The 17,683-nt window shown below is 40.2% G+C and carries 18 protein-coding genes; 9 read left to right on the top strand and 9 right to left on the bottom strand.

The window, feature by feature from the left end:
- Window positions 1–4 precede the first annotated feature (4 nt).
- From J2S05_RS12290 to J2S05_RS12270, 5 genes are read left to right on the top strand one after another with little or no spacing between them, the layout of a single operon-like run.
- A complete protein-coding gene (locus J2S05_RS12290) occupies window positions 5–991 on the top strand; it encodes an ATP-binding protein (RefSeq protein ID WP_306983199.1) in 987 nt (328 codons plus the stop codon).
- A complete protein-coding gene (locus J2S05_RS12285; RefSeq protein ID WP_306983198.1) occupies window positions 966–1,316 on the top strand; it encodes an STAS domain-containing protein in 351 nt (116 codons plus the stop codon). The genes J2S05_RS12290 and J2S05_RS12285 overlap by 26 nt, the downstream gene beginning before the upstream one ends.
- Window positions 1,283–2,086: a PP2C family protein-serine/threonine phosphatase gene (locus tag J2S05_RS12280; RefSeq protein ID WP_306983197.1), complete on the top strand. Its 804-nt coding sequence runs from the start codon at window positions 1,283–1,285 to the stop codon at window positions 2,084–2,086. Before J2S05_RS12285 ends, J2S05_RS12280 begins: the two co-directional genes overlap by 34 nt.
- A gap of 13 nt (window positions 2,087–2,099) precedes the next feature.
- Window positions 2,100–4,103 (top strand): FapA family protein, encoded by a 2,004-nt coding sequence (locus J2S05_RS12275; RefSeq protein WP_306983194.1) that lies wholly within the window; start codon window positions 2,100–2,102, stop codon window positions 4,101–4,103.
- Window positions 4,104–4,118: 15 nt separating this feature from the next.
- On the top strand, window positions 4,119–4,445 hold the full coding sequence (locus tag J2S05_RS12270) for an STAS domain-containing protein (protein WP_306983193.1): 327 nt from the start codon (window positions 4,119–4,121) through the stop codon (window positions 4,443–4,445).
- On the opposite strand, the gene J2S05_RS12265 is transcribed toward J2S05_RS12270, so the two are convergent.
- Both J2S05_RS12265 and J2S05_RS12260 read right to left on the bottom strand, forming a co-directional pair.
- On the bottom strand, window positions 4,446–4,748 hold the full coding sequence (locus J2S05_RS12265) for an MGMT family protein (protein WP_306983191.1): 303 nt from the start codon (window positions 4,746–4,748) through the stop codon (window positions 4,446–4,448).
- A gap of 20 nt (window positions 4,749–4,768) precedes the next feature.
- Complete coding sequence (locus J2S05_RS12260; protein WP_306983190.1) at window positions 4,769–6,115, bottom strand: MFS transporter; 1,347 nt, start codon at window positions 6,113–6,115, stop codon at window positions 4,769–4,771.
- A 172-nt stretch (window positions 6,116–6,287) separates the two neighbouring features.
- Between J2S05_RS12260 and J2S05_RS12255 the strand changes: the two genes are divergently transcribed.
- Window positions 6,288–7,979 (top strand): DUF2207 domain-containing protein, encoded by a 1,692-nt coding sequence (locus tag J2S05_RS12255; RefSeq protein WP_306983187.1) that lies wholly within the window; start codon window positions 6,288–6,290, stop codon window positions 7,977–7,979.
- Between the two features lie 28 nt (window positions 7,980–8,007).
- Here J2S05_RS12255 and J2S05_RS12250 read toward each other — a convergent pair whose 3' ends face one another.
- Window positions 8,008–8,502, bottom strand: a complete 495-nt coding sequence (locus J2S05_RS12250; RefSeq protein WP_306983186.1) for a GNAT family N-acetyltransferase — start codon at window positions 8,500–8,502, stop codon at window positions 8,008–8,010.
- A gap of 204 nt (window positions 8,503–8,706) precedes the next feature.
- Here J2S05_RS12250 and map point away from each other — a divergent pair, with 204 nt between their 5' ends.
- Window positions 8,707–9,450 (top strand): type I methionyl aminopeptidase, encoded by a 744-nt coding sequence (gene map, locus J2S05_RS12245; protein WP_306983184.1) that lies wholly within the window; start codon window positions 8,707–8,709, stop codon window positions 9,448–9,450.
- A gap of 38 nt (window positions 9,451–9,488) precedes the next feature.
- On the opposite strand, the gene J2S05_RS12240 is transcribed toward map, so the two are convergent.
- Entirely contained in the window at window positions 9,489–9,836 is a 348-nt protein-coding gene (locus J2S05_RS12240; protein WP_306983182.1) for an ASCH domain-containing protein, read from the bottom strand.
- Window positions 9,837–9,978: 142 nt separating this feature from the next.
- On the opposite strand from J2S05_RS12240, the gene J2S05_RS12235 reads away from it, so the two are divergent.
- Complete coding sequence (locus tag J2S05_RS12235) at window positions 9,979–10,845, top strand: DUF1206 domain-containing protein (RefSeq protein ID WP_306983179.1); 867 nt, start codon at window positions 9,979–9,981, stop codon at window positions 10,843–10,845.
- A gap of 836 nt (window positions 10,846–11,681) precedes the next feature.
- On the opposite strand, the gene J2S05_RS12230 is transcribed toward J2S05_RS12235, so the two are convergent.
- The gene (locus J2S05_RS12230; RefSeq protein WP_306983178.1) at window positions 11,682–12,665 is read right to left on the bottom strand and encodes an aldo/keto reductase; all 984 of its coding nucleotides are present in this window, start codon (window positions 12,663–12,665) and stop codon (window positions 11,682–11,684) included.
- 130 nt (window positions 12,666–12,795) lie between these two features.
- On the opposite strand from J2S05_RS12230, the gene J2S05_RS12225 reads away from it, so the two are divergent.
- A complete protein-coding gene (locus J2S05_RS12225) occupies window positions 12,796–14,277 on the top strand; it encodes an NAD(P)H-binding protein (RefSeq protein WP_306983176.1) in 1,482 nt (493 codons plus the stop codon).
- A 396-nt stretch (window positions 14,278–14,673) separates the two neighbouring features.
- On the opposite strand, the gene J2S05_RS12220 is transcribed toward J2S05_RS12225, so the two are convergent.
- The 4 genes from J2S05_RS12220 to J2S05_RS12205 are packed head-to-tail and all read right to left on the bottom strand — an operon-like array spanning window position 14,674 to window position 17,670.
- The gene (locus J2S05_RS12220) at window positions 14,674–14,796 is read right to left on the bottom strand and encodes a hypothetical protein (RefSeq protein ID WP_306983175.1); all 123 of its coding nucleotides are present in this window, start codon (window positions 14,794–14,796) and stop codon (window positions 14,674–14,676) included.
- 30 nt (window positions 14,797–14,826) lie between these two features.
- Entirely contained in the window at window positions 14,827–15,564 is a 738-nt protein-coding gene (locus J2S05_RS12215; protein WP_306983172.1) for a sulfite exporter TauE/SafE family protein, read from the bottom strand.
- Between the two features lie 52 nt (window positions 15,565–15,616).
- The gene (locus J2S05_RS12210) at window positions 15,617–16,069 is read right to left on the bottom strand and encodes an ASCH domain-containing protein (RefSeq protein WP_306983171.1); all 453 of its coding nucleotides are present in this window, start codon (window positions 16,067–16,069) and stop codon (window positions 15,617–15,619) included.
- Window positions 16,066–17,670 (bottom strand): putative polysaccharide biosynthesis protein, encoded by a 1,605-nt coding sequence (locus J2S05_RS12205; RefSeq protein WP_306983170.1) that lies wholly within the window; start codon window positions 17,668–17,670, stop codon window positions 16,066–16,068. The genes J2S05_RS12210 and J2S05_RS12205 overlap by 4 nt, the downstream gene beginning before the upstream one ends.
- Window positions 17,671–17,683: the final 13 nt, after the last annotated feature.

Below are 17,683 nucleotides of genomic sequence, written 5' to 3'. Positions count from 1 at the left end.
TGAGATGTTGTTTGGTGGAATGATTGAAAAAATATTTGTCAGCGAACCAGCAATCACACCTATTTTTCTTCCGGGTGTTTCCTTTAGAGAAGTAAAATTTATATTAAAAAGAGGCTTCCTTAGCGACAAACTTGCCGAATTTATACATGTTCCACCTAACGAAAAACAAAGGTTGCGAGGGATGGCTATTCATGGAATGTCTTATTTGCCAAAGACAATGGACCATTCTGCTGAAGTTATTCTATATCTATCAGAGCTAATCATTCATTGGAACGAGCGTAATGAAGACGTTATTTCTAATGTCAATAAAATGCTCCTCCCACCCCTCTTATCTGAAGCGGCGATTCTCACGTATTCATTGTATAAAGATGATGTTTTCTCTGTACAAGCAAACGCTCAATCCGTTATTGCAAACGATCAACATATGCATTGGAAAATCTATCGAGATGTTTTATATGCTTCTAGCCAAGGACAATTCTCACTCTTATCTCAAGAAGAGTTGTCGAATTCTGTGAAAGACTTTCATCTAATAAGTGAGTATGAGATCTCCACAAAGTCAGATATCCCTGCCTGTAGACATCATGTAAAGTCTTTGCTTCTTCAGCAAGGATATGACACAAAACAGATCATGAATTGGTTGTTGGCTCTATCTGAAGCTATTACCAATATTATCGTTCACGCTTTTCGTGGCAAATTGAAGGTGCTCACATCATCTGATGGTCAAGAGGTTCTGTTTGTTGCAGAAGATAGAGGACCTGGATTTCAATTGGAGACTCTACCAAAAAGCATCTTATTAGCGGGATACTCATCTAAAGAGTCTTTGGGTCATGGATTTACTTTCATGATCAAGCTCGCCAATCAAGTACAGCTCTATACCTCACCGCAGGGGTCTACACTTATTTTAAGATTCACAACGACTAATCAACATACCTCTAAACGTTTGATTATGGAAAGGAGTTCACATAATGAGCCTAACTTTTCAATTGGATAGTTCACTAAATAGAACAGTCATTCATCTTGAAGGCATATTGGATATTACGACTGTCCACCTTATTGAACCTCTTTTCCAAAATATGAACGAGTCTTCTATTGTTATTTTAGACTTAACAAAGGTTGAGATCATTGATTCTTCTGGCATTGGATTCATCATTAATATGTATTATCTGTCGAAAGACCTTCTCTTCCAGCTCATGCTTCAAGGTGAAAACGACTTAACAAAGAAACTTTTTAAAACGGTAGGTGTTTACGAAATTCTGAGATCTGATCAAAAGGAGAAACAGTCATGCAAAGACCTCCCGAAACTGACAAACAAGTAGATACTCAGAAAGAGAATCTAGGAAAAACACTACAAAGAGAAATTGATTTAGCCAAAAATATTCAGATGACACTATTAAATGGCGATGTACCCGTTTTTGATAACGGCCAATTATCTGGGGTCTCTGTACCTGCTAGATTAATTGGAGGGGACTATTTTGACTTTTACCATTTAAAAAATGGGTGCATCCGAATTGTCATTGGTGATGTAATGGGGAAAGGTATTCCAGCTGCTATGCTGATGATCCTTACAAGGGGAGCATTCCGAAGTGCTTCAGAAACAACCAGGTCACCGGGCGATACACTCTCATCAATGAATCAGGCTCTTTATAAGGATCTACGCAAACTAAAATCGTTTGTGACTCTGTTTTGTGCAGACTTGGATCCAAGTACAGGTGTCCTTACGTATTCTAATGCTGGGCATAATCTTCCTATCCATGTACAAAACGAAACAGAAACGATTGCTGAGTTACCTAAGGCTACAGGAATTATGCTTGGTGGTCTTCCTAACCAAATTTACAAAGAACAAACCGTACAACTGAAAAAGTTTGACGTGGTGTTTTTCTACACAGATGGCATTATTGATGCCCATAACAATCAGGCTGAGTTATTTGGCTTATCTAAATTAATGACTCTCTTATCTCTTTATAAAGACCAGTCAGCCGATATGATTCAAAATAATGTCCTAGCGGCAGTAGACCAATTTATTAACGAAATGCCACAAAAAGACGATATTACAATTGTCATCCTAAAAATAACAAATGACCTATAACGGAGGTTTTGTCATGCAACAGGTCGTCCAGAAAGCTAAAACAATAAATGAAGCCATTGATTCAGGATTATCACACTTAAAAACAACAAAAGAGAACGTTACGATTAATATACTTCAAAAAGAAAAAAAGGGTCTATTTGGAATCGGGAGACAAGAAGCGATTGTACAGCTTACTTTAATTAATGACATCAACCTACCTAAAGACGTCATCCCACAACCTGCTACGAAACAGACTAAGCAAGTTGCAGTGGATAAAAATCTTGGAAAAGCTTGGATTACAAACGGTACGTTATATCACAAAAATGCACCAGACTCCTTCCCAGTTGCGCTTATTTCAGATGGTGTTGAATTATATCGGAATGATACGCTTATGAAAGAGAAAAAGGTTTTATTAGATGAACTGAATGCCTATACACTTGTTCCAATTGAATCCCATCGTAGAACGTCATGGTCGCTTAACATTAGCAACTCAAAGCTCGAAGCAACCTTAACAGTAGAGCCTGGGTTCAAAACAATACGTTCAGTTGTTGATACAAAACCAGATTCCCATATTGAAGTCATGACTGAAGAGCAAACATCCATCATAAATTCAATTAATTATGAACAAATCATGAGAGAGTTACAGGATAACCAAATTATCATTGGCTATAATCAAACGGAAATCATTCGTGCGATCGAAACCACGGAACCAGGTACATTCAAGGTGGCAACAGGGAAAAGACCCGGAGATGGTCGCGAAGGCACTGTAGAACTTCTACTAAATCTTGATGTTAAAAATGGTCCTCACATTAACGAAGATGGCCTTGCAAACTATAGGGAATTAAAAATCATTCCAAACATTAAACAAGGAAAGATCATTGCACTCATTCATCAGCCTGTACAAGGAAAACCGGGTTATACAATTACAAACGAAACCATTGAAGCCAGACCCTACCACGATATAATTGTAAAAGCAGGCAAAGGCGTCATCATTATTGATGACAAAATTGTTGCAATTGAATCAGGACGCCCTCATATCCAAAAAAGAGGTCATTTATACCGAGTGTCTATTATGCCGAAGCTACTACATAGGGACAATGTAAGTATTTCTACAGGAAATATCCATTTTAAAGGGGATGTTGAAATTCTAGGTGAGGTTCAACAAGGTATGACCGTTGAAGCTGATGGCAATATTCATATTCATAAAGCAACAAATAATGCGACCGTACAAACGTCGGGAAGTATTAATATCAACGGACATATCATACATTCTGAAATCTCCGCCGGACGTCATAATATACTGATCTCTGAGTTAGGACAAAAATTAGCACCCATTATTTCTACATTTGAATCGCTAATCGGAGTTATCAAACAAGTAACATTAACCCAAGGGTTTAAGTCCAATAACTTTTCAACAAATGGTCTACACTCCCTAATATTTATTCTTTTAGAAAATCGATTCAAGCATTTCCCTCTATTAATTAAATACTTTATTGAAGCATTAAAAGAAGCAGAACCTTACCTTGAAGATGAGAATTGGATGAGTACGCTCTCTTCTTCTACTAATTTATTTTTGTTCTTATCACCTGCGGATCAACAAGTAACACTGCAAGGTCTTGAGCATCTTCTTCACACATTAAAAGACTTAAAGCAGTTAAGTGATAGTCCTGTTGAACCCAATTCGTATATCATCTTTAAACATGCATCTAACAGCACCATCTACAGCAGTGGAAACATCATTATAACTGGGACTGGATGCATTAATACGACTCTTCATTCTAGAGGAAAAGTGATTGCATCAGGAATCATTAGAGGAGGAGAACTATTTGCACAGGGAGGTGTGGAGCTTGACGAAGTTGGTTCTGATATTGGAGCCCCTACCGTCATTTCAGTTCCAGATGACCAAGAAATTATCATAAAAAAAGCTTACGAAGGAGCTATCCTGAGAATAGGAGAAGTTAAATATACATTCTCAGAAACGACTCAGCATATTAAAGCATCTCTTGATAAACAAACTCATACAATTAATTTCTTATAAAGGAGGAACGTATCCATGATTGATTTCTCAACTGAGAAAAAAGAAGAAACGCTTTATATTGAATTACATGGAGACTTAGATATCGATGGCACAGAAAAAATTGAAAACGAACTCGTGCCTATCCTAGAGAAACAAAAGGAGATTTTTCTTGATTTTTCTGACGTTCCTTTTGTAGATTCATCAGGGATTGGTTTACTAATTCATTTAATTGAGTCTTTGAAGGAACAACACATAACCATTAAGCTCTATAACATTAGAGAAGATGTTCTTTCTGTCTTTACGATTTTACAAGTATCAGAAATCATTGGAGAAGATATCATTGTTACTTCGCTAGAAGCTTGATTACCTCTCCCACAAACATAATTCCATATGAACTTGACCATTTGCAAGAAATGGGATTCCCTCAGCTTCTAAACGCTCACGCTGAGTCCCCTTCCCATCAAATATAAGATCAGGCGAAGGCTCGCCTGATTTTTTTATGACGCGGTGACTTGGCAGACCACTCGGTGCCTGCCTCATTGCCCACCCAACAACTCTTGCGTTGTGAGGTTGCTCAAGTAAACGTGCAATCTGTCCATAAGTTGCCACGCGCCCTTTTGGAATCTCTTGTACGATTTGATATACGCTTTGAAAAAAGGTATCCACCTATACATTCCTCCACATCTTTATAGAGTTGATCCATCACTATTTTTTCCATTGGCTGCTGAATGACGAAACCAGAGATAGACAACCAATGAACAAACAATTAGACCAAGTAAACACAGATAGACAAAACCATATTCATGGATGATTGAAACATTCACATGAAACGATATGAGGACCCCACAAACCGCTACGGCAAGTGAACCTCCCATAAACTGTGCAAGTTGCATCATCCCCATACCTGAACCAATATACTCATCCGGAAGAATCCTGGATACTTCGTTATTTAGAGCACTTAAGGTCGCAGAAAAAGCAGGAGAGAAAACCAAGTAGCCAATAAGAATGACTAAGGGTGAAATAGAGGTAAATAGCGAAAATACGAGGGCTACCCCTGCAAGAGATACATGTCCCCATAAAATAAATGTGCCATTCCCCAATCGATCAATGCCTCTGCCAACATATCTAGAGATAACAGCTGTTAGAATCGCCCCTGGCGCAATCATAAAGCCTATTCCCATTGCAGACGTTTGAAATTCACTAGCCAATACTAAAGGCATCAAAAATAGATTGCCTAAATTAAGTGACATAACACAAAAACCAACGACTAATAACTTTACATAGGGAGGTTGCTTAAGCAGCTCTTTACGAATAAAAGTCGGTTTATTCCTTCTTAAATAGAGACCATGAACAACAACCGAAGCCAAACATAAAACAAAGATCCAAACAGAGCGTTGCGTAACTGCAAGTAATAACGAAATCGTATTAATGACTGTTAAACCTGCTCCAATCATATCGAACGTAAAGGCTTTTGTTTCCGCTCGCTCTTCTTTCGGGAGTAAAGGAATAATAATCGGGAAGATAAGAATAACTAAACATGTAATGGCGAAGAGACCACCCCAACCAAATGTTTGATAGACAATTCCACCTACGATTGGACCCATACCAAATGCCATCGCACTCGCTGCAGATATGAGTGCAAGTGCGCTCCCTCTTCGTTCGTAAGGAATATGTCGACTTACAATCACCATTCCAAGGCCAGCAATGGCTCCTGCCCCACCAGATTGTAAGATACGTGCTAGTAATAACGTGTTAAAGTCTGTTGCGAAAATGCCGCAAACTGAGCCTGTCATTAAGATTGTTACACCAATTGCGATTAATAATCGGATAGAAACCGAATCCGATAGTCGGCTATATATAACTGTCGTTAATGCATACCCAATAGAATAACTGGATATAATCCAAGAACCTAATTCGGCTGTCACACCTAGTTCTCCAATAATTCCAGGTATTGATACATTAAACATCGTTGTATTCATAATGACAATAAAAAGTCCTAATGCCCATAAAGGCACAATTACACGGTCGTTCATTTTTTTCATCCCAATCTTGCACTCATATCTTTTGATGGTGCGACTTAAATTTTTCACTTGGTCATTATATCTTAATTCATCTTAGGATGCTTACTTCGCAACTCGAAAAGAATTTCCAGTGAAACCAAAGCCAACATGATCCGTATATGTATGAAAGAAAGCAGGTGCTTTTATGTTCAAACAACTAACTAGTTTAACTTTAGTCCTTCTAGTAGGCATCCTTCTCCTCCCACCTAAGGCATATGCCATTGATTTTACCATTCCTGAAACAACCATTGACGCCACTCTTTTGAGTAATGGGGATGTAGAAGTACACGAAACACATTCTTATGATTTTGATGATGACTTTAATGGGTTAACACGATCGATCTATATAAAAGAGGGAGATGAGATTGTTGACTTTGAAGCGAGTGAAAATGGGCAATCACTCGAAGTAGAACAAGACGAAGCCCTCTATAGAATTATGCGCCCTGGTAGCTACGAGCCTGTAACTGTTGACTTAAGCTATACCATCAAGGACGGTGTAGACGTTTATCAGGATGTTGCTGAATTTCACTGGGGATTTTTTGACTCTAGTAATGAGGTTCCATATGAAGATATGACGATTACGATTCATCCACCTGAAGATACGGATGACGTGATTGCGTATGGAATGGATACATCTTTTGCTACTGAATCCATTCAATCTGATGGTTCAGTACAGTTTGCAATTGGCAACGTATCCGACGATTCTAATGGCAATATTACGGTTGCCTATCCACCAGAGCTTTTCCCTGAAGCGACCAGCTCTGATGAACAGAAGAGAGATGAATTATTAGCACAGGAACAAGAAGGCATAGATGAGGCTGCTGCTTACGCCTCAATGCAGGACCGACTCTCCACTTTCGCCGTCTTTTTTATTCCGATTGCTGGATTCGTATTACTTTTACTCATTGTTTTGTCTTCTTTAAAAACAAGAAGCATGTACAAGTCTTTCGATCGAGTCACTGAGTCTGTTAGCACCATCCCAAAACAAAAACTTAGTATGCTCGCAACGATTTTATTTACACGATTAACCCTTCCAGCTGAAGCCATGGCAGCAGGTCTACTTGATCTCATTAGACAAGGTTATGTCAAAGAACACGACAAAAATCAATTCACGTTGCTTCACCGAAAAGGAGCAAATGAACACGAACAGATTTTAATCGAGTGGTTATTTGACACCATTGGTCAAAACAACGAGTTTTCACTTCAAGAGCTTGAAGAGTATGCTAAAAATAAAAAGAACCACGAAGCTTATCAGAAATACGATCAAAAATGGAGACAAGCGATACAAAAAGAAGTCAAAGAAGCGAACCTTCATCAAAACAAAACAGCCTATAGGCTGACAGTTGGCTTATCCAGCCTACTACTTATTCCCCTCATTGTGTTGTTTCCTTTATACGGACTCCCAATGTGGCTACTATTCACAATCCTTTTATTCGTTGGTTTTGTGAGCTACGCTTGTTTTTATCATCCGCGCACAGAAGAAGGTGCACGAATTGCGCACGAATGGAACATCTATCGTAAAAAGACAGCTGAGCTTTCCGTTGAAGAAATGACCAAATGGAAGCAAGATGATCTTATGCGTGCCATTATCTTTGGCATTGGTACCGGAGATAAAAAATTAAAAGACAAAAACAATGCGTTAGAAGATGTATTCAAAACACAACCATCTACGACAATGGCTTATTCATTTGATGTTACTACATTCCTTGCCCTTTCTGTTATCACATCATCAAGTGTCAACACAGCCAATTCTCAAGCCTCTCCAAGCTCCTCCCAATCAGGAGGTTCTCCAGGTGGCGGTGCAGGTGGTAGTGGTGGTGGTTCAGGAGCTTTTTAATCCAATAGACAAAAGAAGTGGACATCAATTAGTGTCCACTTCTTTTTTGCGTAAGATCCAGACTTAATTTCACAGTATGAACCTTGTGTCCATAAAATAGTTCAGTTATTTCTTCTTCTAACTCAAACCCTTTGCCTTTGTAAAATTCCAATGCTGGCTCGTTTTCTTTTTCGACATCAACATCTAACCTTACTACATCCTTAAGTTCTGAAATACCGTGTTCAAACAATGCCGTACCCGCTCCATTCCCTTGGAAATCTGGGAGAATATAAAGAGAAAGTAACATTGCCTTTCGACCGTCTTCTCCAATAGAAAAGTCAGTAAACCCAATAACTGTTTCATTTACCTCAGCCACAATGATCCTTTTGACACGGTAATTCATAGCTTTATCAGAATAAGCCTCGCTTAGGAATTGATTTTGAATATCCAAAGGAATCATATCCTTATACGTATGATGCCACGTAGTATATGCAATTTGCTGCACAGCAAAACTGTCTTCAGTCGTTGCTTTCCGTATAATCATAGCCTTCCTCCTCCTATGTTAATTACTTATAGTTCCATTTAGTATAGATGTATCCATATTAAAGTGCCATCTTTTTTTACAAGGGATTGATGTAGGCTATACTAAAGCGTAGAATAAATTTAATGGATCTTGTAACAAGCTAAGTCAGACTAAAATACACTTAAGATAATACGCACTTACACATATATCAAAAGGAGAATTTAGATGATTGCACAGACAGACAAAGACATTCATGGGTTAAAAGAGATTGGAAAAGTAGTCGCAGAAATTCGTGATGAATTAACACTTCATACAAGAGTAGGCATAACAACAAAAGAACTCGACGAGCTTGGAGGAAAGTTATTTAAAAAGTTCGGTGCTATCTCTGCACCAATTAGCACGTATGATTTCCCAGGATACACATGCATCTGCGTCAATGAAGAAGTGGCACATGGCATCCCAGGCCCTCGCGTGATTAATGAAGGAGATATTGTTAACATTGATGTATCCGGCTCATTAAATGGCTATTTTGCTGATACTGGCCATTCATTTGTTGTTGGAAATGGAGACCCTGTGTTGACTGACTTAGTTAACGCAACAAAGGAAACATTTGCTGCCGGCCTTAAGAAATTCAAAGCAGGTTCAAAGCAAAATGGAGTTGGCCGTGCAGTATACCAAACAGCCCAAGAACATGGCTTTACTGTAATCAAAAACCTAACTGGGCACGGGATTGGTCTCTCCTTGCATGATTCACCTGAACACATCTTCAATTACTATAACCCAAGAGATACGAAGTTGTTTAAAGAAGGGGAAGTCATTGCATTTGAACCCTTTGTATCAACAAAAGCAGAGGATGTTTATCAGCTTGATGACGGCTGGACGTTAACAACAGTCGACCAAAGCTTTGTGGCTCAATATGAACACACAATTATCATCACAAAAGATGAGCCCATTATTTTGACTAAATAAAATGCACAAAATGATGCCCAGTAGATGGGCATCCTTTTTTATTCGTCTAATCTTTTCACGTATATCGCTACTACACCAAACTCTTTCTCTTGCTCTTTCGAGTAAATGGCATAAATCTGACTCAACAGCTCCTCTATAGAAACATTCTTCTCCCCAAATTGATCCAGAGGAATATCTTCATAAAGCTGACGAAACGTCTCGTACGTCTTTAACTTAGTGATGGTCACTTGCAATCGATCATCCTGCACAGGTGCCTTAATAAATTCGACCTCGTCACCTAACCTTAGCTTCTGTCTTTTCGGATCATTAACTCGAACCTCTACTGTTTTCTTCCCAGTCTTCATTAATGCAAATGGTTCATCATATAATCCCATCATATGAGCCATTATCCATCCTCCTAAGATATGAATTAGGTATGTACTCTAATCATAACAGAGGTTAGGAGGCAGAGAAAAGATGCGTACCAAAAGGTTTTTGTTATTTATATTAGGGAAACTTAAAGTAAGAACGTAGAGAGGAATGTGAATCATGAAAAATAAGCCACCTTCCAAGGAAAAAACGAAGCAAAAAGCAACAGAAGCAAAGCATGAATCAAAACCTTGGATTCGACGATTTGGTCGAATTGGCTATATGTCGCAGGGATTTGTGTATATCCTCATTGGCGTTCTCGCATTTATGGCCGCTATTGGCGTAGGAGGAGATACAGAGGATACAACTGGTGCATTACAATCCCTCGCAAGCATTCCATTTGGAGAAGTTGTGTTATGGCTAGTCGCCATTGGACTAATGGGTTACGTGATTTGGATGCTCATTCGCGGAATAGCTGATACAGGCAACTTCGGCCATGGACCCAAAGGTATCATTATTCGGATCGCATTCTTCAGCAGCGCCATTATCTATGCCAGTCTCGCCTTTAATGCCGCTAAGTTCGCTACCCATTCCGGCGGATCAGGTGGTAGTGATGAACAAACCTATTCTCAGATTCTTCTCTCACAACCTTTTGGTCAGTGGTTGATTGGCGCAGCTGGAGCAGGAATTATTGGCTTTGCTATATATGAAGGATATAAAGCCTACAAAGAACTATTTATGAAAGAATTTAAAATTAGTGAAATGAATAAACACGAAACAAGATTGACCCGAACCTCGGGGAAGATTGGATTATTTGCACGTGCTATTGTCTTTGCATTAATTGGTTTCTTCCTCATTCGAACAGCCATCTCAGCAGACGCAGATGAAACAGAAGGATTCGATGGAGCCTTGTACGAACTATCGCAACAACCATTCGGACAATGGCTCCTCGGCGCAGTAGCTCTAGGACTTGTTGTATTTGGAATATACGGTATCATTTACGGACGTTATATTAACATGAACTTCGGAAAAAATAACGAAACTTGAGAGGATCGGGATGAGGGTGGCTATCGAGACATTATCAACAGGAATCGGTGTGGGGCCAAGAAGGGATTCACACCTCATTCTAAGATCATAAGGATTAAAAATGTACATTTTTATTGAATTGATTGGATTTTGTGGGGTTGTCAAGAGGGATGACCTCGGAATCAAGATGGATTGAGGGTTTACCAAGAGCTGGAGGTTAATAGCAAGAGTGGTGGGTCTGAGATCAAGACCGATGGGATTTCACCAAGAGGCGAAGCCCGTTAGCAAGACGGAGGCTAGACTTACTAAGGAACCCACACTCTTTAGCAAGACCACGCTGAGATTCTCTTCTCGTTTAAGATCATAAGGATTAAAAATGTCCATTTTTATTGATCTGAATGGATTTTGTAGGGTTATCAAGAAGAATGACCTCAGAACCAAGGTGGATTGAGGATTGCCAAGGGCTAGAGCTCGATAGCAAGAGTGATGTGATTGAAATCAAGACCGATGGGATTTCACCAAGAGGCGGAGTCCGTTAGCAAGACGTGAGCTAAGTTTACTAAAAGAGCCGCTCCCTTTAGCAAGACCACGCTGAGATTCTCTCCTCGTTACAAGAACATAAGGATTAAAAATGGACATTTTTATTGATCAGATTGGATTTTGAGGGATGATCAAGAAGGAAGACCTCATTACCAAGATGAATCGAGGTTTACCAAGGGCTACAGAGCTTAACCAAGAGCAATGCGCCTAAAATTAAGACGGCTAACAATTTAGCAAGCTCCCACTCAAAAAAGCACCCAGAAATGTCTTTCTCCATTTCAGGGTGCTGCGATTTATTTTTTCATTGCGTATGGAAATTAATATGCACCTCTAATGTGCTCATGTACTTCTGATGTATAAAACGTGTGAAGCTTCTCTAATTCTTCATCTGTAAACGAGGGCACATCCAAAGCCTCTAAGTTAGCTTGTACCTGAGCTGCCGTTTTAAATCCCGGAATGACGGTTGTTACTTCTTCTTGGTCAAGAATCCAACGCAGCGCAGCACTGGAGAGTGTTTTGCGTTCTTTTCTGATCCACAGAAGCTGTTGAACCAAATCGAGTCCCTTCTCGAACTTAAGTCCAGCAAATGTCTCTCCCACATTAAAGGACTCGCCGTCACGATTAAAATGACGATGGTCATCACTGGCAAATGTATATTCATTTGAGAACTTCCCGGTCAGTAGCCCGCTTGCTAGTGGAACGCGAGCGATGATGCCTACTCCTTTTTCCGCTGCTTTCGGAAATAAGGTTTCAAGTGGTTTTTGTCTGAAGAGATTAAAGATTACTTGAAGAGCTTTGACATTTGGATTATCCAAACATAGAAGTCCTTCCTCTACGGTTTCTACACTGACACCATAATGGCGAATTTTCCCTTCAGCCTGGAGATCATCTAACACTTGAAAAACACTACCTTCTTGAAGAATCTCCAAAGGTGGACAATGTATTTGATATAAATCTAATCGTTCTCGCTTTAAGCGTCGCAAACTGTTTTCACAATACTCTCGAACACTTTGAGCAGAGTACGTATCCAGCGATTCGATATCTCCCGCTCGGCAGAATTTACTCGCAATATGAATCGAGTCCTCTTTACCTTTTGTTGCTTTTGCTAGCAATTCCTCACTATGTCCATCACCATATACATCTGCTGTATCAAAGAAGTTAACCCCATTATCCATAGCGGTCTCAAGTGCTTTTAGTGACTCAGGATCATCTGTTTGTCCCCATGAACCACCTATAGCCCATGTCCCAAAACTCAACTCACTTATCTTTAACTCCGTATTCCCCAGCTGTCTGTACTTCATGTGCCTTCAACTCCTCATGAGAATGATTGCAAGCTCTCTTCCATTATACCCCTTTTCCCTTCTCGCAGGTTATCTAAGCGACAATTAGGGTATGAATACGAATAACGATATCAACATAGGAGTGTGCACTATGACCGGATTAGAACAAAGTGAAAGCAAACCTGTTATAGCCTTAACCGGCGCAAGTGGATATATTGGGAACAACCTCCTCAAAAAATTAGAAAAACAAGCAAATATCATTGCTCTGTCTCGTAATGGCGACAACTATGAGAATACAGAAAATGTTACTTGGAGATCTGCTGATTTATTTTCTTTAAAAGACGCAGAAAAGGCACTTGAAGGAGCTGATTATGCGGTCTATCTCGTTCACTCTATGATGCCATCAGCAAAGCTGACCCAAGCCAAGTTTGAAGATATGGACCTCATTCTCGCTGACAACTTTGCCCAAGCAGCAAAGAAAAATGGGGTTAAACAGATTATTTATTTGAGTGGAATCATCCCCCCAGATGCGGATGAGCTCTCCCGTCATTTAAAAAGCCGCTTAGAAGTGGAGAAGGTTCTTGGTTCCTATGATGTCCCAGTAACTACTGTACGTGCCGGATTAATCGTTGGTCCAAAAGGTTCATCGTTTCCTATTGTGAAGAAGTTAGTAAAGCGACTACCTATGATGCTACTTCCAAAATGGACTCGTCAGAAGACGCACCCGATTGCTCTCCAAGATGTTCTGCATGCCTTGAAGGGCAGCATTGGTAACAAAAAACTAACAGGAGAATCCATCGATGTGGGTGGCCCAGAAGTCATGACCTATCGAGAAATGATGATTGACACAGCTGAGGTCATGGGTAAAAAGAGAAAACTAGTGAATGTACCTTTTATGACTGTTAATCTCTCCCGCCTGTGGGTCAGCGTTACAACCGGGACACCTAAAGAAATGGTTTATCCATTAATAGAAAGCCTCATTCATCCAATGGTCGCAAACCCTGAGCATATGGATAAAGATCTAAGCTACGGAAAAATTCCATTTAAAGAAGCCGCTCAGTCCGCGCTTGAACATGAAGAGCAGGAGCAGAAACAAAAGGAGAATCAAGAAAGTTTACCCTCAAAACTGAAACCATCTGGTCCAGTCATTTCTGATGTCCGTTCTGTACAACGGGTCCTTCTGCCACCAGGCAAAGATGCAACGTGGGCAGCTACTCGTTATATTCAATGGCTAGAAGAATCAGGGAAACCGTTCATTCGAACATCAACGGATTATCAGCACAATGCCAGCATCTATCTGTTCGGCAAAAAACCACTACTTGAGCTCACCTATTCACACGAGCGTAGTCATGAAAGAAGAGCACTATATTATATAACTGGAGGAGCCTTTACAAAACCAGAAGAGCAACCCGGTCGCGGTAGACTCGAGTTCAGGCAGATTCCTCACTCGCAGGAATGTCTGATTGCTATACATGAATACAAGCCATCACTACCTTGGTTCGTCTACTCACTCACCCAAGCAAAAATTCATCTCTGGGTTATGTATTTATTCAAAAGGCATTTACTAAAGTCCATCAGCAAAGATCAACACCCCAGACGTATCATAGACGCCGTTCCAAAACTCTCTGAATAAGAAAAGCAAAAAGGACGACAGAGTGTCGTCCTTTTTGCTTTTTAGTAAGATCAGGTGGTTAGCAGTCTTAGTAACTTTGGACGTTCTCTTGGTTAAATCAGCTTGGATCTTGGTATTTCTCTCTGCCTCTTGATAACCTCAAATCCCTCTTGCCACACCCTCAAACTCAATCGCTTTAATAAAAATGTCCATTTTTATTTCCTTTGGTCCGTTGAATTAGGCCTTATCTGGCGAGGTTCTTACTAAAGTTGGCTCAGGTCTTGATGAATTCACCTAGGCTCTTGATATCGCTCTCTCCCTCATGATAAAACCAAATCCTTCTTGGTCCCTCATCATTCCACCTTGATAACGTCCTCTACCTCTTACTAAAGTCCGCTCATCCCTTAATGATCTCACCTAAGCTCTTGGTATCCCTCTCCCCACCTTGATAAAATCAAATCCCTCTTGATCCAGCATCATTCCATCTTGATTACGCCTTTCCTTCTCTTGCTCCCACACCATTCCACCATACGTAATCATCACATTTCCTCAATATCCCTAAAATCCCACTTACAGCAACAGCAATAATCCAGCTACAGCTGGGGTTGCTATGACCGCTATCTTTAGGACTATTTTCGGGGCTAGGTTTGTGAATTTGGCTCCAATGTATGCGCCGGTCATTGTTCCTATTAGTACTTTTAAGAGTAGCATCCAGTCAACGAATCCTTCTGTTACGTATCCAAGTCCTCCTCCGATGGAAATAGGTAGGATGACAAGCATGGTTGTTCCGACGGATTGGCGTAGAGAGAGATGCAAAAAGATCAACAAGCCAAGCTGGATAAAGGGTGCTGAGCCTACACCAAACATTCCGGCTAACAACCCGGTGAGTAGGCCAAGACCAATGCCTCTAATCCATACTTGGTTTTTCTTCATCTTTATATCTGTTGTGTCTTTTGAAATCATCAGCTTAAACAGCATACACACTGCTGAGAGAATCAACATAGCAGCGGTGAAATAATGAAGCGTGTCCTCGCGTATTAAAACGGCCAGCTTGGCTCCTGCAAATGAGCTAAAGAATGCGGATATTCCTACAATCAGACCCATTTTCACTACAATATTCTTCTCGCGATAGTGACTATACGCGCCTGACAGAGTAGTGAAAGCCATCGCTGCGAGTGATGTGCCTAGTGCGGTATGGATCGGGAATCCAAAGGCAACCGTTAATAGTGCAATCACAAAGCCCGCCCCTCCTGCTCCTATAAATCCTAATAATATTCCCAACAGAAACATAGTTAATATGATGATCATGATGCGCCTCCACTTTTGCTTTTCATAAGAAAAAACCTATTACATAATAGGTTTAGTCTCGTCTATGTACAACTTTAAATACCTCACAAAAAACAAGCATATCAGAAGAGAAGCTTCCTCCTGCTTCCTTCCACTCTCTTGTAAAAAATGCCTCATGCTCCTGCCGCCAATAAGAAAGAGAAAGATCTCCCTCCCCTTCCAGCCGAGCAAACGCTTCTGTTACTTCATTAAATCGAACGACTTCAACATGAGTTGTCTCAATAATCGCTTTAGCCTTCTCTTGACCATCTAAAAGAATGTTTAACTGCCCGGGTTTAGCCAAATCTTCTCCCTGTTCTTTAGCTAATGTATAGTTACAGCAGGTTGCTGTTTTATCACCTGTTAGAACAAGTTCTAGAAGCTCATCAGCCATTTCAGCAGAGTCTCCAAAAGACCAGGCTTCATAGTCATCTGCTGATTCAGGATGTTCTCGTTTGTATTCCTTCCAAAGTTCTGCTGCCGTCATGATTCATTTCTCCTTACGATTAGTCGAATGAGTCCTGTTTTTCCGCTAGCCAATAGATAGAATAACGCACCCGCAAGGACAGAAACACCTGTCACCAGAAATGATAGTGGATACTCACCCATGACATTTGAGAAAAGAAAACGTGTGGTTGCTTCGAATATCATGACAATGATCGTCATCAAAACAACCATCATGCCAATTGGAATCAGTGGTTTAAGAAGCTTGGACACAGGTATGTGAACGTTCTTGTAAATGACAACAAACAGATAGCTCACGGATACAAGATATCCTGCATAAGTAGCAAGAATTGGTCCTAGCTCGTGCAACGAAGTAATCAAAAGCGTATTCAAGATCAATTTTACCAAAATCCCCAAACCTAGTCCCATGATCGCATGCTTCTGCTTGTTTATGCCTTGCAGGACTGCTGCGGAAACAGCGAATAACGAAAACAGAATTCCCATTGGCGCGTACCATGCTAATATCCGGCCGCCTAATTCTGGGTTGTTATTCATCCCAAAAATACTCGTATAGATTGGTTCACTTAGAAGGGTCATACCTACAACGGCAGGTAGAAGTACAAACATGAGTAAAATAAACGTTTGTTTAATCTTTTTAATGACGTCTTCTAGATCTCCTCGGTTAAATGAAGCCGTAATATTTGGAATCAAAGAGATACTAAATGCTGTTGCAAGGGATACGGGTACTAAAACCAAGATCTGTGCTAGTCCAATAATTGCATTGACCTGCTCAGCCTCTTGTAAGGTATACCCAACAGATGTTAACAATCCATTAATAGTAAAGGTATCTATATTTTGATAGACAGGAATTGCTAATCCAACTAGAACAAAGGGAATGGCGTAGCTCGTAAGCTCTTTTAACATCGGAACCCATTTGATTTTTGAATGCGTCAAATGAGTATCCTGGGGCTGTGGAAATCTTTCCTTCCGTTTAAAAAAGATCCACAATAACAAACAAAGACTAGCAAGTCCCCCTGCAAAAGCTCCCATCGTACTAATGCCTACAGCCTGAGTGGCTGTTCCATTTAGAAGATACAAAATAGTAAAGGAACCCGCCAAAATAAAGAAAATCCGTACAATCTGTTCAAGAACTGTACTGAGAGCCGATGGACCCATTTGTTGGTTCCCTTGAAAGAACCCTCTCATCATACTCATAGGAGGAATAATTAATAGAGCAATACTAACAAGTCTAATAACGTATACAACATCCTCGTGAGAGTTCCCACTTACATCGCCTTCTTTTATGACAAGCGAAGCTAAGTGAGGAGCAAACAGGAATAGAATGGTAAAGGAGAGAATACCCATACCGACCATGATCTTCAATCCATTACGTAACAGATCTCTTCCTGCCTGATAGTCACCGAGGCTGTTATATTTAGCCACATACTTAGAAACAGCCAGAGGCAATCCAAGAGTGGCAACACTAAGCATTAGCGTATAAGGGCCATATGCATATTTATAAAGGGCATAACCTGAATCCCCTACAATTAAAACAAACGGCATGATATAGATAAATCCCAAAATTTTAGATATAAAGGTCGCAGCTGTTAAGTAGAATGTACCTTTTAGAAATTGATTCTTCAATGAACGATCTCAC

The organism is Alkalicoccobacillus murimartini, assembly GCF_030813245.1.
GTDB lineage: Bacteria > Bacillota > Bacilli > Bacillales > Bacillaceae_D > Alkalicoccobacillus > Alkalicoccobacillus murimartini.
This window is presented reverse-complemented; position numbering and strand designations above follow the sequence as displayed.